Raw genomic sequence first — 23,060 nt, forward strand, 5'->3', positions numbered from 1 at the left:
TTGCCACTGGTTTTTAGGGTTTTTATCAGACTAACTTCCACTTGAATTAGCGATGGAACTTAGTTTGGGAATTTAGCGTTTTCAGAAAACAAATTAAAGATCCGCATCCAAACTGATGACCTGCTCAAGGAACGAAAAAGGAGATCTTACGATCTCCTCTGTGAAGTCTTTTACTCTTCTTCACTCGTTTCAGCGTCATCGTCAGAAAACTCGTCGTCTTCTTCGTTAAGATCCACGTCTTCACCCAAGTCATCAGGAGCGATTTCGTTGATTTCTGCATCGTAAGCTTCCACTTCATTTTTCTCATCATCAGGATTTTCATCATCATATGAAAGAGCTGGATCTGCTTCGTATGCATCTTCGTCTTCTGGATCATCTGCATTGTAGTCAATCGCATCTGAGTCGCCATCCATAAAGGCATTGACGCGTTTTTTCTTAGCTTTTGGTGCTACTTCATCGTCGTCACTTTCTTCAAGAGCGATGATTTCTTCGTCGATTTCGTCCACACCATACCATGAACGAAGCCCCCATTTGTTGTCTCCAAGAGAGATGAAGCTACCGTCAAAGTTCAACTCTGTGTAGAACAAAGGCAAAGCTTCGCGGATATCGCTGTTTGATGTTCCAAGGTAGTTTTGAATTTCGTTTACAAGATCACTAAAATGCATCTCATGATCGCGACCACGAAGTTCCAAGATAGCACGCGCTACCTCAATCATAGATAGTTCACTTTTTTCTTGCCCAGCAAATACTTCTAATTCCAAAGCGTTTCTCCTCATTTTTACTACTATCGCCAGAGCGAATAGACTCTGACCTCATTTTATCATGTACTCTTTATTGTACGATAATTTTGCGGAATAGTCAAAGGTTAAAATAGATTTATCTATGATTTATTAAGTAAAAATCAATTGATTTTATCACATGGTAAATTTAAAAATATTTGTTAAAATATTACTTGGAGGTAGCTTATGTCAAAAAAAATAATAAATGTTATTGCAGCGGCAATCACCGTGTTGTCAAACTACTATTATGAATCCAATACAAAATAGATTTGAATCAAAATGAATGACCAGTATTAAAGATATTTTACTTTTAAAATATGATATACTATATTTAACAAAATATTAAACACAGGAGTCCGATATGTCTGAAGAATTTACACTTAACTACCATGCTGCAACGATTCAACATCTAGGTATTGGATTATATAAACAGTTACCACAGGCAATTGCCGAACTCATCAGCAATTCTTGGGATGCTGATAGCCATAATGTTAAAATTCATATTAATTATCGAGAAAAAATAATAACCGTATCAGACGACGGCAATGGTATGTCAGCACAAGAGCTAAATGAAAATTTTTTGACCATTGCTAGAAATAGACGATTGACAGATAAAATAAATGATGAAAAAAATGAAACCGGACTATCGAAAAACGGCAGAAAAGTTACAGGAAAAAAAGGACTTGGAAAACTAGCTTTATTTGGTATCGCTAATACAATTATTATTGATAGCATTCAAAATAAGAAACTAAACTCTTTTGAATTGAATTATAATGACATACAGGGCTCATCAAATAATACCTATCATCCAAAAACAATCCATTATAATGTTCAAACCGACGAACCAAATGGTACAAAAATAACCATTAAAGACATTACTTTAAAAAATCTGACTAAAATCGATACATTATATGATAGTCTTTCTAAAAGATTTAACAAGTATTCCCGTACAGATTTTTTAGTAACTTTAGCAAGCGATGACGGTGCCATTAAGGAATTAGATGAAGAGGTATTTATCAATAGTATACGACCCAAGGAAGTTGAAACTGAGTTTACTTTTTCTTTTCCAGATGATTTTGAAACTCTTACAAATAAACAATCTCAGATAGTCATTCATAAACTTAAAGAGTTTCATATAAACGGGATTATTTATACCAAGAAAACACCTTTACAAGCAAACCAACGTGGATTTTCAGTACTGTCTAGAGGGAAGCTAGCAAGTGAACAATCTGTTACACAATTTCAAGATAGAGCAAATGATAATTTCTATAGCTATGCAGCTGGGTATTTTAATATTGATTTTCTTGATGATGATAATAAAAAAGATTTTATTTCAACAGATAGACAATCGATTAGGTGGGAAGCTGATGAGGAGTTAATAGAAATCAAAGAAAATCTTAACAAACTAATTGGGATTATTCAAAGAGAATGGAGAAAGCGACGTTCTGAAGCAAAAGAAAAAAAAGCGCAAGAAAATATACAAAAAAATTCCTCCTTAGTAGAAACTACATTATCAACCGAAGATAAAGAAAGCATCAATGAAATCAGTAAAGCATTAGAAAATGATAATGTTGATATACCTGAACAAACAAAACAATCTATTTTAAAAACTGCAATAAAATCAACTACCTCATATAAAAAAGACCACAGTGTGTATAAAGAATTAGTCCCGACTAATTTTATTGTTCCAAAAACGATTGGTCCAAAAATTAGAATGCTCAGGGAAGAGATGTTAGAAGCGGCAGAAGATAAAAATATCGATCGTTTCATTTTAACCCAAGGCTTACTATTGCGTGCTATGATTGAAAGTACAACAACAACATTATTGAAAAGCTACTGGGTGGAAGCAAGTACTCATAATCTAATAATAGAAAATAACCGTCCAAAAACACTAACTGCCGAAAATGAAGTTGACAAACTTTCGTTTAAAGTTAAGTATGAAACCATGGTTCGACTGCTTTCTAGAAAAGGAAAAATAGCTTCAAATAGAGTTCAAAGCCTAATTGCCGAATTTTCAAGTATAAGAGCAACGGAGCATTTAAATACATTAATGCATGATGCTCATAATTTTCCTCAATTTGATACCTTAAAAACAATATGGAATGCTGTAGCTCCTCAACTTCTTGCTGCGTTCGATCTTTTGTAACTAAAAAATCAACATATGTTCAATTTCTAAATAATGATGAACATATGTTGATTTTTATTTAAATTCCAATGTTAAAATCGCATCAGCCATCTTTTTACTAAAAATTGGAGGAACTGCATTACCAATTTGAGTAAAAGCACTGGTTCTAGAATCTAAAAAATAGTAATTGTCTGGAAATCCCTGTAATCTAGCTGCTTCTCTCACAGTAATTGATCTATTTTGTTTTGTATCTGGATGAATATAATGATGACCATCTTTTGAAATATGTGCAACTACTGTATGTGATGGAGAATTCCATGAAAGAGCTTTGAATCTGTCCAAAAATTTATCCGTATGTTTATGGGTTTTTAGCTTTGAGTCAAGTTCACTATATTTAATATTTTTACCATTTTTCTTAGCTTCTGCTACAATTTTATAAATTGCTAAGTCGTTGCTATTATTTGGTCTTGCAATATTTTGAGTTAATGGCGTTTTAGAATCCTGTAAAAAATTTTGTTCAACATAATCATTTGATAAATTTGTATAAGAATTGTTTACTTCTCCCGCCTTCAAACTAGGTAATCCCTGAAAAGCTGTTTTAACATCCACCTCATTTTCTTCATATTTTTTAAGATTTTTAAAGAAGTCTTGAATGAGTTCTTTTTTCTCATTCATCACTCCAAAAATAATAAGTCTTTCTCTTGATTGTGGGACACCATAGTTTTTAGTATTTAAAACTTCATAACCTAAAGAATAGCCAGCCTCTTCAAATTCTTTTTTCATTCTAGGTAATAAAAACTCATCATCAGCATCTCTAAAGCTCAATAATCCTTTTACATTTTCAAAAATAAAAAATTTGGGTTGATACTTGTTTAAAAAATGTATATAAAATTTATATAAATAAATTCTTTCATCTGAAGACTTTTTACTTGCATTTCTAGCTCTTCCAATGGTTGAATAAGCTTGACATGGAGGACCACCTATAATTCCATCAACGTTTTCCCCTAAATCATCAAAAAAACTAAAAATACTGTGAATATTTTCTTGACTAATTTCAAAGTTAAGAATTTTATTCAATTTTTCTTGAGGTACATGTTTCAACAAATCCTCTATACTAGTCTTACTATTTAGAAAATCATTATAAAGTCCTAATTTATTTTTTTTCTTTAAATAATAATATACTTCCCTAAGTTTTAAAGTTTCACAAGCCGCTTTTTCTTTCTCTACATGTCCCAATATTTTATATTGCTGATTTCTGAATCCCTCAGTTAATCCGCCTGCACCACTAAATAAATCTATTATATTAATCATAATTAAGCCTTTTAAATAAATAAAATATATTACATCAAATACACACTATTATTCATTATACCAAAAACCCCAGCAAATTGCCGAGGTTTATAACTTATTTCACCAACTTCTTCATCTCATCAATACGTGCGACGGTCGCATCATATTTCGCTTGGTAGTCGGCTTGTTTGTCGCGTTCTTTTTGGACAACTTCTGGTTTGGCGTTGGCTACGAAGCGTTCGTTAGAGAGCTTCCTGCCGACCATATCCAGTTCTTTTTGCCATTTAGCCAGTTCCTTGTCGAGACGAGCCAGTTCTTCTTCGACATTGAGGAGGTCTGCAAGTGGCAGGTAGATTTCTGCTCCTGTGATGACGCTTGACATAGCAAGTTCAGGCGCAGGAATATTTGATGCGATTTCCAAATGCTCTGGATTTGTGAAGCGTTTGATGTAGTTCACATTGCTGTTAAAGAAGGCTTCTAAATCGCTATCGCTAGTCTTAACAAGAATGGTGATTGGCTTACTTGGAGCAACGTTTACTTCCGCACGCGCATTACGAACGGCACGGATCAAGTCTTTGAGACTTTCTACACCAGTGTGAGCTGCAAGGTCTTCAAAGGCTGGGTTGACAGTTGGGTATTCCGCTGTGACGATAGAGCCTTCTGAGATTTGTCCAAAGATTTCCTCTGTCACAAATGGCATGATTGGGTGGAGGAGACGAAGGATCTTGTCCAAAGTATAAAGGAGAACAGAACGTGTGATGACCTTCTCTTCTTCGTTATCGCTATAAAGGACTTCCTTGGTCAACTCAACGTACCAGTCCGCAAATTCATCCCAGATAAAGTTGTAGAGGATGTGTCCAGCCACACCAAACTCAAACTTGTCAAAGTTTTCAGTGACCTTGCCAATCGTTTCATTGAGGTTGTGGAGAATCCAGCGGTCTGTGACATTTCCAGCTTCCTTGTTAACAACTTTTTCCACATTAGTAGTTGCTTGCTCAAGGGTCAAGCCTTCATTGTTCATGAGGATGTAGCGAGAGATGTTCCAAATCTTGTTAATGAAGTTCCATGAAGCGTCCATTTTCTCGTAAGAGAAGCGGACGTCTTGCCCTGGTGCAGAACCATTTGAAAGGAACCAACGAAGGGCATCGGCACCGTATTTCTCGATAACATCCATTGGGTCAATCCCGTTACCGAGTGACTTAGACATCTTGCGTCCTTGCTCGTCACGAATGAGACCGTGGATAAGAACGTTTTGAAATGGTTGACGGCCAGTGAATTCCAATGATTGGAAAATCATACGAGACACCCAGAAGAAGATGATGTCGTAACCTGTTACCAAGGTTGACGTTGGGAAGTAACGTTTGAAGTCTTCTGAGTCGACATCAGGCCAGCCCATAGTTGAGAATGGCCAAAGGGCAGAACTGAACCACGTATCCAAGACGTCTTCGTCCTGAGTCCATCCGTCACCTTCTGGAGCTTCTTCGCCGACGTACATTTCACCCTCAGCATTGTACCAAGCAGGGATTTGGTGACCCCACCAGAGCTGACGAGAGATTACCCAGTCGTGGACATTTTCCATCCATTGGAGGAAGGTATCGTTGAAACGAGGCGGGTAAAATTCTACCTTGTCGTCTGTGTCTTGGTTGGCAATGGCATTCTTAGCCAATTGGTCCATCTTGACGAACCATTGTGTAGACAAGCGTGGCTCAACCACAACACCTGTACGCTCTGAGTGACCAACACTGTGGACACGTTTTTCGATTTTAACGAGGGCACCGATTTCTTCCAACTTAGCAACGACTGCCTTACGAGCTTCGAAACGGTCCATGCCAGCAAATTCGAAGGCCAAGTCATTCATGGTTCCGTCGTCGTTCATGACGTTGACTTGTGGTAAGTTGTGGCGTTGTCCAACCAAGAAGTCGTTTGGATCATGGGCAGGCGTGATTTTCACGACACCAGTACCAAACTCTGGATCTGCGTGCTCATCTCCAACGATTGGGATCAATTTATTCGCGATAGGAAGAACGACGTTTTTACCGATCAAGTCCTTGTAGCGTGGGTCTTCTGGATTGACCGCAACAGCAACGTCCCCAAACATAGTCTCAGGACGAGTAGTCGCCACTTCAAGGGCGCGTGAGCCATCTTCTAACATATAGTTCATGTGGTAGAAGGCGCCTTCGACGTCCTTGTGGATCACCTCGATATCAGAAAGAGCTGTACGAGCTGCTGGGTCCCAGTTGATGATAAACTCACCACGGTAGATCCATCCTTTCTTGTATAGGTCCACAAAGACCTTGCGAACCGCTTTTGACAAACCTTCGTCAAGGGTGAAACGCTCACGAGAATAGTCTACAGAGAGCCCCATCTTGCCCCATTGTTCCTTGATAGTAGTGGCATATTCGTCTTTCCATTCCCAGACTTTCTCAAGGAATTTCTCACGACCAAGGTCATAACGCGTAATGCCCTCACCACGCAAGCGCTCCTCAACCTTAGCCTGAGTTGCAATCCCAGCGTGGTCCATCCCTGGAAGCCAAAGCGTATCAAAGCCTTGCATGCGTTTTTGACGGATGATGATATCTTGCAAAGTCGTATCCCAAGCGTGACCAAGGTGGAGTTTCCCAGTTACGTTTGGTGGTGGAATGACGATTGAATAAGGCTTAGCCTTTTTATCGCCTGAAGGCTTGAAAACATCTTCGTCAAGCCATTTTTGGTAACGACCAGCCTCAACCTCGGCTGGATTGTATTTAGGTGAAAGTTCTTTAGACATGTGTGTGTCCTTTCTCTATTGTTTTCATTTTTTCTTGAATCTGCTTTGCAACTTTTTCTGCGGACAGATTCGTATTATCAATTTTAAGGTAGTGGTGAAGACCACTCGGTTGCTTTTGAGAATTAAGTTGATTCGTTTTATCAGTCTCTAAAATTTCTCTTTCAGATACTTCAAAATACCGTTTCAAGGGTTTGTATTTCAACCGATTCTCCGTCCGATTTCTACGTAAGCGCTCCTCAAGAGACGTTTCTAATTCGACAAAAAGAATCTCTTGATGATACTCATTTAACAAATCTTGAATATCCTTCAAATACATCAGATGGTATTGATTTGAAAAATCAGTTACACCTGTTAAAATCACCGACCGATGATATCTAGCACTCGTTTCAAGAAAAGAAAAGTTAATTCTACGAACAAGTTCCCACATTTCCTCTGAAAAATCTTGATAGATTTCGAGTGCAAAATCAATGGGTTGATGGTTGAAAAAGAGAGTCGCACCGGTGAGTTTCGAAAGTTCCTGACCAATGGTCATTTTCCCTGAGGCTGGTGCTCCAATAATGAAAACATACATCAATCCGCCTCCCACTCACTCTTCAGCAAACCATATATCAGACTGTCACAGCGGTTACCTTGAGCATCTTTACGGTCTCTTATACGAGCTTCAAGAGTGAAACCAAGTTTTTCAGCGACGCGTTGACTTTGGACATTGTATCCAAAACAGACCAGTTCTATCTTGTGAAGACCAAGTTCTTTAAAAGCTAGGTCAATCAAGGCACACGCTGCTTCTGGAACATAACCTAGACCCCAATAGTCTGGGTGCAAGGTGTAGCCAAGCTCTAGCACATCATCCGAATGGCGATGGTTGAAGTCAACAGAACCAATGACTTTATCGGTTCCTTTAACGACAATCCCATAGCCAGCTGGCAGATTTTCCTTTTGATTGCGCTCGGGAAGAATATGCTCTAGATAATAAATCTCATCTTCCACGGTCTTGACGGGTGGAAATCCTGCTGGGTAGGTAACCTCCGGCAAACTAGCGTAGGCATGGATATTCTCTGCATCAGCCACTGTACGAACTCGCAAGATGAGCCGTTCCGTTTCTAATCGTTCTGGTAACTCAGCTCTTCTCATTCTTCTTCCTCGCTTTCTTGATAAAGCTTCCCATGGAATCAACTCGGTCATCTAGATAACGATAAACACGTTGATGGCCGTCCCCCATAAAGTAAGTCGGCGCAAAACGGTCATTTTTAAAATGTCCCTTATCATCCAAAAGTTCAGGATTAGCTAGTCGGTTAAGAATCTTAGCAAAGATATGGCAAATACCATCTTCCTCAATAATCCTATCTACCTGACAATCTAAAACAAGTGGACAGGAATCTAAAATGGGAGATTGAGTTTGTTCAGAAATCTCGTAGTCTAGTCTCAGGTGTTTCAGTTTTTCCCGATGACTGATGAAGCCGGCCTGCTCCATCGCAAGCATAGAAGTTTCATCAGGAATGTTCACGGTGAATTGTTGATAATGCTTAATCTGATCTGCTGCATTTTCCTCAGAACCAACACCGATAACTAGCCAATCTCCCAGACTATAAGAGGAACTGCAGGTCGTTATATTGTGTCCAAAATTCTGGTCCTGATACCCCAAAATGAAGATAGGAAAGCCATAATATAGTTTACTTGTGTTAAAAGATTGCTTCATGACAACCTCCTTTGACCAAAACTCAAAAGAAAAGCCCTGCCATCTACATGACAGGGACGAATGTGTTATCCGCGGTACCACCCAAATTCGGGCAACGCCCGCAACTCTCGTCTTCTTGTTTCTCCTCTATGACGTCGTTAGCTCGCTTTGGTGTAATTGAATACAGCCTGCAACTCGCTACCTAGTCCTAAACAGAAACAAAAAGACATAAATTTATTTCATTTTCATCCATCAGCAACCAGTTTTGACACATTTGTGGACTTCTCAGCACCGCCACTTTCTGTAAAATGTGGGATTCAAAACACCTCTAATGGCTCTATTGTAGCAAGATTCTGACGGAAATGCAAGGCTCAAGAAAGATTACTTGAACTTGATGCCATTTTCTTTTAATTTCTTGATGGTAGCTGGGCCGATTCCTTTCAAGGCAAGGAGTTCTTTTTCAGTCCAATTTTTGAAATCTGACGCAGACTTGATTCCTTCATCATAGAAAGTTTTGGCACGGTCAAGTGGAAGTCCACCCAAGTTTGCTGCAAAATCTTCAACAGAATTGGCTACTTTTTGAGCTTGCTCTTTGGTAGCTTCTACTGCTTGCTCAATTTTTTTAGAAACAGCCTTACCAGCTTCGCTTGCTGACTTCTCGGCACGTTTCACGACTTTCTTTGTCTCTTCTACAACCTTAGTCACAGTGCTTGAAAAAGCACCTGCACGACGGAGGCTATTTCGTAATTGTTTTTTACGATTGAGTTTCTTTGACATGATAAAATCCTTTCAATAAAAAATCCCTGTTCTGACAAGGATTTAATATAAATATTCTATCAAGATTTTAGTAAAAAATCAAGAATCTATCTCGTTTAATAATTTCTCTCACCAAACAAGCCTTCTGGCAAGTCATGGAAGCCCTTGCCTGCCTTGAAGTTTTCAAACTTACCAAGCAAGAACTGATAAGCATCCAAGCGACTTTCGTAGCGAATCATGGCATCTTTGGCACGCTCGTCTTGGTCTTCTTCGTAGACCTTTTGACTTTCCTTGTGCGCCATGTCGTTAATCATAATCTGGGTATTGACCCAAGCTTCAAATTCCTTCATAAATTCTTGTTCGTAACTCATTTTTTCTCCTTATTCTAATCCACGGAAATAGTCCGTGTCAATCTCTCGGTAGGGCTGGATATCCTGAACATACTCCAACACTCCTTGGAATTCTCCATCTTCATCGTGTACTGCGGCATAGGTGATGTGGACAAACTTGCCTCGCGACTCAGACTTGAACCACATTTCATACTTGTCCTTGACTCCCTCACGAAGACCCTTCATGATAGTCTTGACCTTGTCCAAGTACTTAGGTGGATGGCAAAGTTCAACATTGCGCCCGACTTGAGATGGTGTCCGTTTGAAAATCATCTCATCAGCTGGCGTATTGTCATTGTAGTACTGAAAAATATCGTCTTTATTGACAAAGGTAATCTCCATAGGGAGGTGATTGAGGATGAGATTGGCCTGCTCGACTGAGAGATAGCCATTGCCAAAAGCCTGTTGACTATGGCGGTCCAGTACTGCTTCCTTTTCCTTAGGGGTAAAGGTAATGGTGAACTGGCCTTCGGGGGTATCGATAACTTGCTGAACTTGACCTTCTGCCGTATCTAGTTGCACGGGCTCCTCTGCAATCTTTTCCTCAACAAAACTCTGACGTTCTGGCACCCATTTCTCAGAAGGACGGATGATGGCATAGCCATAGGCATCGCTCTCCTCTGCAATCTGAAGCCAATCATCCTGGGTGAAAGACTCGAGGAGAATCATGAGAAGGATGGACTCTTCCTTGAAAATCATACTTTCAAACTCTGTCGCAAAGGCTTCAAAAGCTTCTTTTACACTGCTAATCGACACTTCTGGTAGTGACTTGGCTGTCGCTAGAGCTGTTTGAAAGAGTTCCCTAATCTGGTCATCCACTCCCCACATAACTTTGGGAGGTGAATCGTGTCCATAGCGCTCCATGATAGGAAAAAAGAGTTCTTCCTTACGCTGGTAGTGAATATCAAATTGACCCACAAGTCCCATCTGACGAACCAAGCCCTTGCGCATCTCTGCCAGCATTTCTTCATCTTCCATAGACTCATAGGTATCTAACAATCTCCGAATGCGAATCAAGGCCGCACGGAGGGCTAGATTTTCTTCCTTAAAGACACGAACTGGGTGACCTGGGTGCTCGGTATCTGCAACTTCGACACCTTTAATAGCATTTTTAAAAAGATTAGCATGAACATCGCAGAGTTCCATGACATCTTCAAAGGTGACACCTGAGTCTGAGTTCATCAGCTCATGCTCCATGAGGGAAATCTCGATGGCTGAAACACCTGTGAAGGTCGCATCAAAGCGCTCTTGAACCGATTCAGGAGAGGCGCCATTGTGCAATTCTAACAAAATATCCCGTAGGACATGAATCCGTTCATCTGCCATTAGTCTAATCCAATCACTTCGTAGCCATTTGCTTCCAGCGTGCGGACAATCTTGTCCATAGGAGTTCCTTCAAGCTTAGAACCCTGTTTGAGTGATACTTTACGCCCGACGGTGTTGCGCATCAAGGGATTGGCAAGAGGTTTAAACCCCAACTCCACTAGAATTTCCAAGACTTCTGGATGCTTATCCACCACTTCTGCAACAGGAATTGACACATCGATGATATTGTCCATGACGACCTCCATTGAATGTTCTAAAATGATTTTACTGCTTATATTATACCATAAGGAGGACTAGCAAATACCAAAAAAGAGGGCAACCCCTCTTCTTTAGTTCTTATCCAGATTGCGTAGCATCTCGTCAATCTTGTTTCCATATTCGATGGATTCGTCTTTGACGAAGGTCAAATCTGGGATTTTGTACAATTTCAAATTACGACCAAGTTCACGTTTGATGGTACCAGTTGCTTTTTCAAGCCCGATTTGGGCTTTTTGATTATCCGAAGCAAGGTTACTCAAAATGGTATAGTAAACCTTGGCAACAGACAAGTCACCTAGCATCTGAACATCTGTGATGGTCACGCCTTGGACACGCGGATCACGGACTTTCTTTTGCAAAATCTCATTGACTTCGCGCTTAATTTCCATGCCCACACGATCCGTACGGAAATGATTTGCCATGATATTCCTTTCTCTAATTTGAACCAAAAGCTAGGCCAGCAGACCTAGCTATTTTCTAATAGTATAGAGGAACTAGAGCCATTTGAATCTAGGAAACAAGCCTTTGATAGAACTGAAGTTCATCAAGGCGCTGTTGACAACGAGTCAAATGAGCTATCGTTTCTCTATTATCGTTTGATTTCTTCCATGACGTAAGCCTCAATCACATCATCAGTCTTGATATCATTGTAGCCATCGATCATCAATCCACCTTCGCGACCGTTTGTAACTTCTTTGACGTCGTCTTTGTAGTGTTTCAAGCTTGCAAGTTCGCCGTCATAGATAACGACACCGTCACGGATAACACGGACTTTAGAGTCACGGGTAACCTTACCGTTGATAACCATGAATCCACCGATAGTTCCCACTTTAGAGACTTTAAAGGTTTCACGGATAATCGCTTCACCGATAATTTTTTCTTCGAATTCTGGATCAAGCATACCCTTCATGGCTTCTTCCATCTCTTCGATAACCTTGTAGATAATGCTGTGAAGACGGATTTCTACATCGTCTGCTTCTGCTTGTTGACGAGCTTGTGGTGTAGGGCGTACGTTGAAACCAACGATAAAGGCATTTGAAGCTTCGGCAAGTGTCACGTCTGATTCGTTGATGGCACCGACCGCTGAGTGGACGATGGTAACTTTAACACCTTCCACATCGATTTTTTGAAGTGAGGCAGAAAGGGCTTCAACAGAACCTTGTACGTCGGCCTTGATGATAACGTTAACTGATTTGAGTTCACCAGCTTTAAGCGTATCAAATAGGTTTTCAAGGCTGACACGTTGGGTAGCTTGACGTTGTTTCATAAGGGCACGTTTGGCACGTTCTTCACCTGCTGCACGCGCAGATTTTTCATCTTCATAAACGGCAAAGTGGTCACCCGCCATCGGTGCTTCGTTCAAACCTGTGATTGACACTGGGGTTGATGGGCCTGCTACCTTCACACGACGTCCAAGGTCATTAGTCATAGCACGGACACGACCGAAGGTATTTCCAACAACGATTGGGTCTTGGACATTCAAGGTACCTTGTTGAACAAGAAGGGTTGCAACCGCACCTTTTCCTTTATCCAAGCGCGCTTCGATAACTGTACCGATAGCACGAACTGTTGGGTCTGCCTTGAGTTCTTGGATTTCAGCCACAAGAAGGACTGTTTCCAGCAATTCTTCGATATTTTGGTTGAATTTAGCCGAGATTTCAACAAATTCAGAATCTCCACCCCAGGCGGTTGACATAACCCCATGCTCTGCCAATTCACCAATAACGCGTTCTGGGTTGGCACCTGGTTTATCAATCTTGTTGATGGCTACGATGATTGGAACGTTGGCTGCTTTTGAGTGGTTGATGGCTTCAATTGTCTGAGGCATAACCCCGTCATCTGCCGCTACGACCAAGATAGTAATATCGGTAACAGAAGCACCACGCGCACGCATTGATGTAAAGGCCGCGTGTCCTGGTGTATCAAGGAAGGTAATCTTCTTGCCATTTTCAACGATTTGGTAGGCACCAATATGCTGGGTGATACCACCTGCTTCTCCTGTAGCGACACGAGAATTACGTAGGGTATCCAAAAGGGTTGTTTTACCATGGTCAACGTGTCCCATGATAGTTACAACTGGTGGACGTTCAACTAACTTGTCTTCATTCAGATATCCATCTTCTACGAAGAAACGTTCAATGTCCGCATTATCCACTTCAACCTTTTGTTTGGCTTCGATACCATAATCCACCATGAGGAGTTCGATTGTTTCCCCATCCAAGGATTGGTTTTGTGTGGCCATGACACCCATCATGAAAAGTTTCTTAACGATTTCAGCTGGTTCACGTTTGATACGTTTTGCGATTTCCGCAACAGTCATACCATCTGTATATTCAAATTCTGTTGGCAATTCATGGAATTTACGCTCTGTAACAGGTTTTGGAGCCTGATTACGGTTGTTCTTGTTATTGCCTTTTTTGTTCTTTTTGTTGTTATTCCAATTACTATTTTTTTGATTTCTCACTTGATTTTGACTACTTCGATTCTTTTGTTGTTTTCTAGGACCATCTTCTTCGTGATCGTAATCGTCACGATTTTTGTCTGGTCGAGCTTGTTTTTTACGACGTGTATCCACTGCAGCTTCTTTTTGCACAGGAGCTGTTTCAACCACTGCTTGAACTTGCTGTGCTTGTTGCGCTTGTTCAGCTAATTTAGCAGCTTCTTCAAAGATTTCCTCTGGTTCCTTGCGTTTGTTAGCTTGTGCCAAGGCTTCTTTAGCAGCCTGATACTGCTTGAAGCGTTCCTCACTTGAACGAGCGTACTCTGCATTTTGCTCTGCTTTTAGGGCTGCTGCACGGGCTTTAAAGTCAATACGTGGAGCCGCTTGATTTGGACGTTTGTCCTCTTGTTGACGGCGATCGTTTCCTCGATTTTGCTGACCTTGCTGTTTCTTAGCTTGGTCATTAAAGCGACGATTGTCGCGGTTGCCTTGACCTTGTTTTCCACCATTACGGCCATCGTTTTTCTGACGGTTTCCGTTTTGTTGTTGATCACGGTTATTGCCCTTATTTTGCTTGCGTCGTTCTGCCTGCTCTTTAGCACGGGCTTCACGCTCAGCCTTGAAATTACGGCTTTGCGGTTTAGCTACTACTTTTTCTGTTTTAGGAGCAACTGGCTCAGCTGGTTTTGCCTCTTCCTTAGGCACAGCTGGTTTTGCTGGCTCAGATTTCTCGGCTTTCTTTTCTGCACTTGCTTTTGGTACTGCAGGTTTTGCTTCTGCTTTCGGAGCAGCTGCAGACTTAAAGCTGGCAGCGATTTTTGCAGCGACAGCTTCTTCCACACTTGATGAGTGGCTTTTCACATCCAAGCCCAACTCTTTTGCACGCGCTACAACTTCTTTACTTTCTTTTCCAAGTTCTTTTGCGATTTCGTACAATCTTTTCTTAGACAAATCATGTCCTCCTCTTCTATTCCATAAGAGACCTCATTTTCTTTGTAAATCCAGCATCTGTTACAGCCAAAACCTTTCTTGATTTTCCGACTGCTATGCTTAATTCCAGTGTTGAAAACACGGTTACAATTTCTACTTGATAATACTGACTTTTATCTTGAATCTTCTTGGTCAAATTGGGGCCAGCATCATGGGCTAGAAAGACTAACTTGGCCTTGCCATCTTGAATGGCTTTGACCACTAATTCTTCACCCGATATAATCCGCCCTGCTCGCTGAGCGAGTCCCAAGAGATTGCTTATCTTTTGCTTATTCAAGTCCTAACTCTCTTCTTTTCACTTTGTGATCCACATAAGCGATCAACTCATCATAAAAGCTTTCTTCAACTTCCATATTAAAGCTGCGGTTAAAGACTTTCTTCTTTTTGGCCTCTAGGGCTTCTGCATTGTCTAGCTTGATATAAGCGCCACGGCCATTGGCCTTGCCTGTCGGATCAATAAAGACTTGTCCTTCCTTGTTTTTGACAATGCGGAGCAAATCACGCTTATCAATCACTTCGTTAGATACAACAGACTTGCGCAAAGGGATTTTTCTTGTTTTCATCTTTCCCTCCTCTAGCAACTTTTATTCTTCGATAGTATCGTTTTCTGCTTCCAACTCTACTGAAGCAGCTTCTTCCATGGCTTCAAATTCGCTAGCAGACTTGATATCAATACGGTAACCAGTCAAGTGAGCTGCCAAACGAACGTTTTGCCCACGACGACCGATGGCAAGAGAAAGCTTGTTATCAGGTACAACAACCAAGGCACGTTTGCTGTCGTTTTCGTCAAAGATAACTTGGTCAACCTCAGCAGGAGCGATGGCATTGTAGATAAATTCAGCTGGATCTGCTACCCACTCGATAACATCGATATTTTCTTCGATTGGCACCATACGGTCGCTCTTTGCATCATAGCGAGCGGGGTGGAATTTACTAGTAATCTTCTTGATATTAGCACCACCGCGTCCAACAATTGTACCGATAGCATCCACGTTTGGATTATGACTGCGAACGGCAACCTTAGTACGGTCACCTGCTTCACGAGCCACGCTCATGATTTCAACAGTTCCATCATAAACTTCTGGAATTTCTTGTTCCATCAAACGTTTGATCATTTCTGGATGGCTACGGCTAACAAAGACGTTGACACCACGAGGGTTGTCTTCAACCTTGTAGACATAAACTTCAATACGATCATGAGAAGCAAAGACTTCTCCAGGGATTTGGTCTTGTTTTGACAATTGGGCTTCGATGCTACCAAGGTTGACATAGATAAAGCGGTTGTCAAAGCGTTCTACTGTACCAGACATGATTTCTTGCTCATGCTCTTTGTAAGTATTGTAAGTGATGGCACGTGTTTGCTTGCGCATTTTTTCCATGATGGTTTGTTTGGCAGATTGGGCTGCTACACGACCAAACTCAGCAGGTGCTTCTTCAAACTTGATTTTATCACCAAGTTCATAGGCTGAATTGATGGCAAGAGCATCTTTCAAGCTGATTTCTAAACGGCTATCAAATACTTCATCAACCACTTCACGGACAGTATAAACTGTAAAATCACCTGTTTTTTCGTTAAAGTCAATAGCTACGCTATCAGATTGACCATAGCGTCTGCGATAAGCGGAACGAAGCGATTCTACGACTGCGTCGATGATGTCTTCTTTTTTGATTCCCTTGTCTTCTTCCAAAATGCGGAAGGCCTCTAGCATTTCTTTACTCATGTTTTCTTCACTTTTGAATCCTCAAAAGCTATCCTTTCTTTTTCTATAATTTAACTGCTAAACGTGCTTTTGATACTAAACTGTATGGAATTTGGACGGTTTTCTTACGTGTCTTGTCCATATATTCCATGGTCAACTCATCCTCTTCGAAGGCCAACAAGGTTCCTTCAAAGACCTTTTGCTTATCGATGGCTTGGTAGAGCCCGACATGGATGTATTTCCCAACCGCCCCAGCAACAGCATCCTTGGTTTTCAAAGGACGCTCCAAGCCTGGACTGGTGATTTCTAGGAAATATTGTTCTGGGAAGGGATCTGGCTTGATAGTGTCTAGGACAGGGCTGATAATTTCTGTCAAGTCTGCCGTGTCATTCAAGGTAATTCCTTCAGGTTTATCTACAAAAATACTGAGAATCATGTCACTGCCAATCTTTCCATACTCGATATCCACGAGTTCGAAAGGTGCTTGGATGACAGGTTCTACAACTTCTCTGACTAATTCTACGATTGTTGCGATTATATCCACCTCCTCATAAGCAAGAGGCGAAGATATTTCCCCGCCTCTCTTTCTCATATTCTTACTATTAGTATAGCACGTTTGCCAACTTATGTAAAGCAAAAGCACTTATACAGCCTGATTTCAGGCTATTTCTTAAAATTCTGCCTCAACTCGGTAGATAACTTGCCCCTTATTGGAAAATTTTTGCTCGTATTCTGTCATGACATTGCCTTCAAAATCACTGGCATGTAAGTCTAACCAGACACCATTGAGCTTCATGCCATACTGAGAAAAGCTCACTAGGCTGTACTCAAACAAGCCACGGTTATCCGTCTTGAAATGAATTTCTCCATTTTCAGGCAAGATACGCTTGAAGGTATCCAAGAAGGTCTTGTAGGTCAAACGACGCTTTTCATGGCGTTTTTTTGGCCATGGATCTGAAAAGTTCAGATACAAGCGATCAATCTCACCATCTTCAAAATAGTCAGTCAAGTCAGAACCATCTACCCACAAGAGCTTGATGTTAGGCACTCCAACTTCAAGCACCTTGTCCAAAGCGTAGCTCAAAACAGACTTTTGAATATCAATCCCGATATAGTTGATGTCAGGATTTTGTTTGGCCATACCTGAAACAAAGGCACCCTTTCCACTTCCAACTTCTACATGAATGGGATTGTCGTTTCCGAACAAGTTCCGCCATTTCCCCTTGGCTTCCAAGGGATTGAGGACCACATACTGGGGATTTGCCTCTAGTAATTCTGTCGCCCCTTTACGATTTCTAACTCTCATCTTCTCTTTCCATACTTGTCTCGGAAGTGACGCAGGCCATGAATCTCCCGATTAACATTTTCTAAATCTTGGTTCATATAATACTTGGAAATCTGGCTCAAGTAAGACAATTGACCGTACCAATACAATTTATTTAATACCGTTTGATTGTACTTGTAACCGTAGTAGGTCAACCATTCCTTCCACTGATGTTCTGGAATATAATGGCAGAGCATGTGAGCCACGTCAAACATGCGGTCGGTCAAGCGAACCGAATCCCAATCTACCAAATAAATCAAGCCACTATCTGTCTCAATCCAATTACTATGTCGTACATCTCCATGGACAATGGTCGCATAGTCCTCTCTAAATCCTGGAATAGTCTGACGTAAATCAGCCATCACTTCACTGATAAAATGATTTTTACGCAAAGCATCTGGAGCCGTTTCTTGCCAAGACTGCAGTAAATCTACAGGTGTTTCCATGGCATAGCCCAAGCGACTCAACTGTGTCATCAAAGGACGTGAGCGATGAAGACGGGTTAAAATATTGACGATTTGCTTACGATTCATATCATAGGGGGTCAATATCTTGCCTGTCAACCATTCTTGAGCACACATATCACGCCCATCTGCCAAACGGCGACTCCATAATAATTGTGGAGCAATTTGTTCTCTAGCTAGACCAGGTAGGATTGGAGAGGTGTTCATTTTTACAAAGATTCGCTTCCCATCAGGATAGCTACCCATATAAGCCTTGCCACTTTTCCCAGGTATGGGAGTCAGTGTTAGCTCATTATCACCCAAATCCATTTCTTTCCTCCGTATAAAGTTTCCTTACTATTCTACTAGTTTTTGGCCTATTCGTCAACCGGTCCACACCCGATTCTCAAAGAAAAGCATCTGGATTAGCTCGGGCTATCATTATAGCTTGAAAAAGGCAAGCACCGTCTTCTGCCCACCTTTTCATAATGTTTATAAATAAGCTAATAGTGGCAAACTGTTGTAAAACATATGGACTAGAGTAGAAACCCATAGGTTTTGACTCTTTTTATAAGCAAAACCCAACAACAAGCCCCCAAGTAGATAAAAAATAAACGAAGACACATTAGAAGGTCCATGCATGAAAGAAAAGAGAGAGGAAGTCAGTACAAGCCCTAACCAAGAATTTTCAAATATAGCCCCCTGAAGAAGTCCTCTGAAAATGAGTTCCTCCTGGATGGGGCCAAAAACTGAGGAAGTCAAAATCAAAGACAGGGAAATTCCTCTGCTGACTTCCGTCAAGTGTTGAACCCCTGCGCCAGAAGAAATAGCGAAGAAATGAATATAAACCAGCGTTTCAAGCACACTTAGAAGAAAGATTGCAATGAAAAGTAAAAGTTGTTTCCTGCTTAACATCCCAAAAGAAATCATTTCAAACTTTCTAGCATAAGCAACACTCAGCGAGGTTACTAGAAGACTTACAATAATCAATGCAGTTTCATTTTGAAAAAAATCCCCATGGTTAATCGTATAAGGAACTGTAATGACGATTATTAGTACTAAAAATCCAAAACAAAAGGCATGAAATTTATCAAAAAACTCCATAAAACAATCCTCCTCAACAAACAGACTTCCCTATAAGTCATCCTTTAACTCTAGCCTTTCCAAAACAAACCATTTTATACTCTTCGAAAATCTCTTCAAACCACGTCAACATCGCCTTACCGTAGGTATGGTTACTGACTTCGTCAGTTCTATCCACAACCTCAAAACACTGTTTTGAGCAACCTGCGGCTAGTTTCCTAGTTTGCTCTTTGATTTTCATTGAGTATTAGCATCCAAAATCCGACAACATAACCAGCTCCTAAGAAGATAGCCATAAAAGATAGCATAGGATTTAGGAAAGAAAAGACCACAAAGATACAAAGGTTTGCACAAAAACATTAAAAGCAATGGTGTCAGAAGCCAAGACTAGAATATAGGGTGTCAACCAGTCTATGGTTTTGGAATCTGATAATTTACAAATCCTCTTATCAAGAACTTTTCATGATGTTTATAAATAAGCTAATAGTGGCAAACTGTTGTAAAACATATGGACTAGAGTAGAAACCCATAGGTTTTGGCTCTTTTTATAAGCAAAACCCAGCAACAAGCCCCCAAGTAGATAATAGAAAAACGAAGGCACATCATAAGGATCATGCATGAACGAAAAGAGAGAGGAAGTCAACACAAGTCCTAACCACGAATTGTCAAAAACTGCACCCTGAAGAAGGCCTCTAAACAGGAGTTCCTCCTGGACAGGTGCCAAAATTGTGACACTGACAATAAAGGAAAGCGAGAGTCCTTTACTCGCTTCCTCAAGGTGTTGAACCGAAGCACCAGAAGCAACTGAGAAAAAGGCATGATAGCCTATATTTACAAGCACCATGAGAAGGAAGATTCCAATGATGAGCAAGACTTGTTTCTTACTTAAAATCTCAAAAGAAATCATATCAAACCATTTTGCATAACCAAAACTAAGGAAAAGCAAGAGACTCTTTATCATAATGAATGTGTACTGGTGTTGAAAATAATCTCCTTGATTGATGGAATAACCCGCTGCACCAATGATTGCAAATACTAAAAATCCCAAAAATAAGGCATGACACTTATTAAAAATAGCCATAAAATTATCCTCCTCACCAAACAAACCTCCCTACAAGTCATCCTTCAACTCTAGTCTTTCCAAAACAAACCATTTTAGTAACCAAAATCCGACAACATAACCAGCCCCTAAGAATATAGCCATAAGAGCTAGCATGGGATTTAGAAAAGAAAAGACCACAACAGATACAAAAGTTAGCACAAAAACATTAAAGGCAATGGTGTCAGAAGCCAAGACTAGAATATAGGGTGTCAACCAGTCTAATGTTTTAGAATCTAGAAAAAATAAGTGTTTATACATGATAACCTCCTCTATGACTGAAAAGATAGCCTTTTGATTTTTTACCCCAAGACCCTGTGTAAAAAAGTGAGCAAAAATGGTAAAGTCGCTACAATATTATTAATCACATGCACCGCATAGGATGGATAAATGCTCTTGGTATAGCGGGTCAAACCAGCAAAAATGATTCCAAATGTTGTAAAAACGAAAATATCTAACAGACTAGGCAGACTTAAAAAATGAGGAAGAGCAAACAGAATGGAAGGAAGAAGTAAATCAAGGCCAAATCGCGAATGTTTAAAGAAAGCATGTTGCAACAACCCCCTATAGATCAATTCTTCCATCAGTGGCACTAGAAAGAACAAGGTTATATAGATACCTAGCTCGGCAAAGTTGGTCCCACTATAACCAATAAATACGGCCCAACCTTCAGCAGTTGACTGAGCATGTTTAGCTGTCTGAACGTTAAAAGAGATAACGTTAAAAGAGATATGGAGCACTACTACTAATACTGTCAAAATCGAATACCAAAGCCATTTTTTTCTTGGAATTTGAAAGAGATAGCCATGGCCTGTCTTAACCAGAATCCAAATCATGACCCCGCTAAATAGCAAACTCAAGATATTTCGAATCCAGAAGAAATTGCCTATCTGAGAAGAAAATTGCCAATAATTTTGGACTATAAGCGTTAGCTGAGAAAGGCCAAATACGAAAAATAAGTAAGACAAGACTGCACTTATTTTGAAGATAAGCTGATACTTTTTCATAGAAATTCTTCCCACTATCTACAAGACAGTGACTAGCCTAATACCTCCTCTTGCTAGACCATAGACTAGTCGCATATAAAGCAACCTACTTTTTATAATACTTCAAACCCCAAATGAGCAGAAGCATAATAAGCAAGCAGAGAATGGCACCAATATAGGCTATTAATTGTTGATAGGATTCTCCTGCTGTGATACCTCTATACAAACAGATAATAGACATAAAGCCTGTCAAGCCGATGAACATGAGTTGATTGGTTCTAGGACTAACCAAATCATCATTTACGTATATTTAAGAGCATCTCTTTTATGTTAGTGTATATTAACACTAAAAAACAAGTTAGGCCAATAATATTTAAAATGAACAATAACGGGGTTAAGTCTCTAAAAAAATTATCCACTGACTCTACAAGAAATACTATACATACTATGGTCGAAACTATTTTTTTCTTATCCATAATAGCTAAATCAATCATTTTTTCTTCTTTTGTATTTCTTATAATTAACATGACACGATATAATGGAAGTAATAATTAACACACCTCCAATAATAAAGTTTAATAAATCCTGATGCTCTACAACTATGTACAAACCAAATAAACATAGGCCAAATTGCGAAATACAGTTTTGAAATTTCATCAAGCCCCCACCCCCATTTTACAAAATTGATATACACTCTAACTTGGTCCATACAATATACCTTATAAGTATTTACTATTAATAAAATCTATAAGATTAATACATTTCTTTTTTGTCTTGTTGCAACTTTGACAAGTTTGGTATATCATTGTTTTTTAAAATTTTTCATCCAAATCTTGAATAGTCATCGAAACGTCTTAAATTGCAAAATCTTCATTGGTCCCTACTTTTTATAATACTTCAAGCCCCAAATGAGCAAAAGCATGATAAGTAAGCAGAGAATAGCGCCAATATAGGCTATTAGTTGTTGGTAGGATTCTCCTGCTGTGATACCCCTATACAAACATATAATAGACATAAAACCTGTCAAGCCGATATACATAAGTTGATTGGTTCTAGGACTAACCAAATCATCATCTTCAAACTCTCTTATCCTCATCTCCCTAGTGAGGTAAACAGTGACCAAAATAGAAGCCAAGTTAATAACTACTAAAAGAAATTGGAAAACCAAGGAAAAATTTAAAAACTGACGAGATAAAAATAGATAAGTAGAGACAAGCAAGGGCAACTGACCTAGGAACAATCTTGCAAGGAAGATATTCCGTTTTTTAGCAAGAAAAGCTTTCATTTCTTTACTCCTTTCTTTTTAGTTAAAGCAACATAGATCATAACCGCAATCAAATAGGCTATGGTATAAAATAACTGATACCAAATACTCTCCCTAAGCGGATAAAGAAAGATGGACATAATCAGATACAAGATGAAAATGATAAGTATTTTTCTCTTCATAAGATTCCCTCCTAAATGTATGCTTTATCTTAGTTGAGCAAGAACCTCTACACTGCTAGTATAGCACTCATTTTGACCTTGGAACACTCAAATCATAAATGGTCATCAAAACATCTTGAATTGTAAAAAATTTAAAAAGCAAGTATGAAAAACATACTTGCCCTAAGGGAATTTAACAATAATC

26 protein-coding genes and 2 pseudogenes are annotated in these 23,060 nt (G+C 39.9%); 1 reads left to right on the plus strand and 27 read right to left on the minus strand.

Going from position 1 to position 23,060, the window contains the following annotated elements:
• Nucleotides 1-170 precede the first annotated feature (170 nt).
• Complete coding sequence (gene rpoE / locus M1F37_RS04785; RefSeq protein ID WP_000418415.1) at nt 171-761, minus strand: DNA-directed RNA polymerase subunit delta; 591 nt, start codon at nt 759-761, stop codon at nt 171-173.
• A gap of 379 nt (nt 762-1,140) precedes the next feature.
• On the opposite strand from rpoE, the gene M1F37_RS04790 reads away from it, so the two are divergent.
• Nucleotides 1,141-2,925 (plus strand): ATP-binding protein, encoded by a 1,785-nt coding sequence (locus M1F37_RS04790; protein WP_247934941.1) that lies wholly within the window; start codon nt 1,141-1,143, stop codon nt 2,923-2,925.
• A gap of 54 nt (nt 2,926-2,979) precedes the next feature.
• On the opposite strand, the gene M1F37_RS04795 is transcribed toward M1F37_RS04790, so the two are convergent.
• The 26 genes and pseudogenes from M1F37_RS04795 to M1F37_RS04915 form a co-directional block, all read right to left on the minus strand.
• Entirely contained in the window at nt 2,980-4,215 is a 1,236-nt protein-coding gene (locus tag M1F37_RS04795) for a DNA cytosine methyltransferase (protein ID WP_247934942.1), read from the minus strand.
• Between the two features lie 94 nt (nt 4,216-4,309).
• Nucleotides 4,310-6,961, minus strand: coding sequence for a valine--tRNA ligase (locus tag M1F37_RS04800; protein ID WP_247934943.1), 2,652 nt, complete (start codon nt 6,959-6,961; stop codon nt 4,310-4,312).
• Nucleotides 6,954-7,532, minus strand: a complete 579-nt coding sequence (locus tag M1F37_RS04805; protein ID WP_247934944.1) for an AAA family ATPase — start codon at nt 7,530-7,532, stop codon at nt 6,954-6,956. Before M1F37_RS04805 ends, M1F37_RS04800 begins: the two co-directional genes overlap by 8 nt.
• On the minus strand, nt 7,532-8,092 hold the full coding sequence (locus tag M1F37_RS04810; protein WP_247934945.1) for a GNAT family N-acetyltransferase: 561 nt from the start codon (nt 8,090-8,092) through the stop codon (nt 7,532-7,534). The genes M1F37_RS04805 and M1F37_RS04810 overlap by 1 nt, the downstream gene beginning before the upstream one ends.
• Nucleotides 8,079-8,657 carry a flavin reductase family protein gene (locus M1F37_RS04815; protein WP_247934946.1) on the minus strand — a complete coding sequence of 193 codons (579 nt, stop codon included), beginning with the start codon at nt 8,655-8,657 and terminating at the stop codon, nt 8,079-8,081. The genes M1F37_RS04810 and M1F37_RS04815 overlap by 14 nt, the downstream gene beginning before the upstream one ends.
• A 360-nt stretch (nt 8,658-9,017) precedes the next feature.
• Nucleotides 9,018-9,413 (minus strand): helicase, encoded by a 396-nt coding sequence (locus M1F37_RS04820; RefSeq protein ID WP_247934947.1) that lies wholly within the window; start codon nt 9,411-9,413, stop codon nt 9,018-9,020.
• Nucleotides 9,414-9,508: 95 nt separating this feature from the next.
• Nucleotides 9,509-9,763, minus strand: a complete 255-nt coding sequence (locus M1F37_RS04825; RefSeq protein ID WP_000119707.1) for a DUF1912 family protein — start codon at nt 9,761-9,763, stop codon at nt 9,509-9,511.
• Between the two features lie 9 nt (nt 9,764-9,772).
• Entirely contained in the window at nt 9,773-11,107 is a 1,335-nt protein-coding gene (locus tag M1F37_RS04830) for a DUF438 domain-containing protein (protein ID WP_247934948.1), read from the minus strand.
• Nucleotides 11,107-11,340 carry a DUF1858 domain-containing protein gene (locus M1F37_RS04835; protein ID WP_000368739.1) on the minus strand — a complete coding sequence of 78 codons (234 nt, stop codon included), beginning with the start codon at nt 11,338-11,340 and terminating at the stop codon, nt 11,107-11,109. Before M1F37_RS04835 ends, M1F37_RS04830 begins: the two co-directional genes overlap by 1 nt.
• A 96-nt stretch (nt 11,341-11,436) precedes the next feature.
• The gene (gene rbfA / locus M1F37_RS04840; protein WP_001273601.1) at nt 11,437-11,787 is read right to left on the minus strand and encodes a 30S ribosome-binding factor RbfA; all 351 of its coding nucleotides are present in this window, start codon (nt 11,785-11,787) and stop codon (nt 11,437-11,439) included.
• Nucleotides 11,788-11,954: 167 nt separating this feature from the next.
• A complete protein-coding gene (gene infB / locus M1F37_RS04845) occupies nt 11,955-14,756 on the minus strand; it encodes a translation initiation factor IF-2 (RefSeq protein ID WP_247934949.1) in 2,802 nt (933 codons plus the stop codon).
• A 16-nt stretch (nt 14,757-14,772) separates the two neighbouring features.
• Nucleotides 14,773-15,072, minus strand: coding sequence for a YlxQ-related RNA-binding protein (locus tag M1F37_RS04850; protein WP_033684789.1), 300 nt, complete (start codon nt 15,070-15,072; stop codon nt 14,773-14,775).
• Complete coding sequence (gene rnpM / locus M1F37_RS04855; protein ID WP_000857560.1) at nt 15,065-15,358, minus strand: RNase P modulator RnpM; 294 nt, start codon at nt 15,356-15,358, stop codon at nt 15,065-15,067. Before rnpM ends, M1F37_RS04850 begins: the two co-directional genes overlap by 8 nt.
• A 21-nt stretch (nt 15,359-15,379) precedes the next feature.
• Nucleotides 15,380-16,516, minus strand: coding sequence for a transcription termination factor NusA (gene nusA, locus M1F37_RS04860; RefSeq protein WP_247934950.1), 1,137 nt, complete (start codon nt 16,514-16,516; stop codon nt 15,380-15,382).
• Between the two features lie 43 nt (nt 16,517-16,559).
• Complete coding sequence (rimP, locus tag M1F37_RS04865; RefSeq protein ID WP_247935023.1) at nt 16,560-17,039, minus strand: ribosome maturation factor RimP; 480 nt, start codon at nt 17,037-17,039, stop codon at nt 16,560-16,562.
• Between the two features lie 126 nt (nt 17,040-17,165).
• On the minus strand, nt 17,166-17,801 hold the full coding sequence (gene trmB / locus M1F37_RS04870) for a tRNA (guanosine(46)-N7)-methyltransferase TrmB (RefSeq protein ID WP_001266103.1): 636 nt from the start codon (nt 17,799-17,801) through the stop codon (nt 17,166-17,168).
• Entirely contained in the window at nt 17,798-18,592 is a 795-nt protein-coding gene (gene ccrZ / locus M1F37_RS04875; RefSeq protein WP_000363005.1) for a cell cycle regulator CcrZ, read from the minus strand. The genes trmB and ccrZ overlap by 4 nt, the downstream gene beginning before the upstream one ends.
• A gap of 162 nt (nt 18,593-18,754) precedes the next feature.
• The gene (locus tag M1F37_RS04880) at nt 18,755-19,366 is read right to left on the minus strand and encodes a CPBP family intramembrane glutamic endopeptidase (protein ID WP_247934951.1); all 612 of its coding nucleotides are present in this window, start codon (nt 19,364-19,366) and stop codon (nt 18,755-18,757) included.
• 37 nt (nt 19,367-19,403) lie between these two features.
• On the minus strand, nt 19,404-19,586 hold the full coding sequence (locus M1F37_RS04885; protein WP_247934952.1) for a hypothetical protein: 183 nt from the start codon (nt 19,584-19,586) through the stop codon (nt 19,404-19,406).
• Nucleotides 19,564-19,787 (minus strand): annotated as a pseudogene (gene blpZ, locus M1F37_RS04890) (immunity protein BlpZ). The gene M1F37_RS04885 and the pseudogene blpZ (M1F37_RS04890) overlap by 23 nt, the downstream one beginning before the upstream one ends.
• A 27-nt stretch (nt 19,788-19,814) precedes the next feature.
• Nucleotides 19,815-20,426, minus strand: a complete 612-nt coding sequence (locus tag M1F37_RS04895) for a CPBP family intramembrane glutamic endopeptidase (protein WP_247934953.1) — start codon at nt 20,424-20,426, stop codon at nt 19,815-19,817.
• Nucleotides 20,427-20,456: 30 nt separating this feature from the next.
• A complete protein-coding gene (gene blpZ / locus M1F37_RS04900; RefSeq protein WP_247934954.1) occupies nt 20,457-20,705 on the minus strand; it encodes an immunity protein BlpZ in 249 nt (82 codons plus the stop codon).
• A gap of 41 nt (nt 20,706-20,746) precedes the next feature.
• Nucleotides 20,747-21,451 carry a CPBP family intramembrane glutamic endopeptidase gene (locus tag M1F37_RS04905; RefSeq protein ID WP_247934955.1) on the minus strand — a complete coding sequence of 235 codons (705 nt, stop codon included), beginning with the start codon at nt 21,449-21,451 and terminating at the stop codon, nt 20,747-20,749.
• Nucleotides 21,452-21,536: 85 nt separating this feature from the next.
• A pseudogene (locus tag M1F37_RS10120) lies at nt 21,537-21,909 on the minus strand (hypothetical protein).
• Between the two features lie 401 nt (nt 21,910-22,310).
• Nucleotides 22,311-22,715: an immunity protein gene (locus tag M1F37_RS04910; protein ID WP_247934956.1), complete on the minus strand. Its 405-nt coding sequence runs from the start codon at nt 22,713-22,715 to the stop codon at nt 22,311-22,313.
• Nucleotides 22,712-22,876: a hypothetical protein gene (locus tag M1F37_RS04915; RefSeq protein WP_247934957.1), complete on the minus strand. Its 165-nt coding sequence runs from the start codon at nt 22,874-22,876 to the stop codon at nt 22,712-22,714. The genes M1F37_RS04910 and M1F37_RS04915 overlap by 4 nt, the downstream gene beginning before the upstream one ends.
• Nucleotides 22,877-23,060: the final 184 nt, after the last annotated feature.

Source organism: Streptococcus mitis (assembly GCF_023109105.1).
GTDB classification, from domain to species: domain Bacteria; phylum Bacillota; class Bacilli; order Lactobacillales; family Streptococcaceae; genus Streptococcus; species Streptococcus mitis_BW.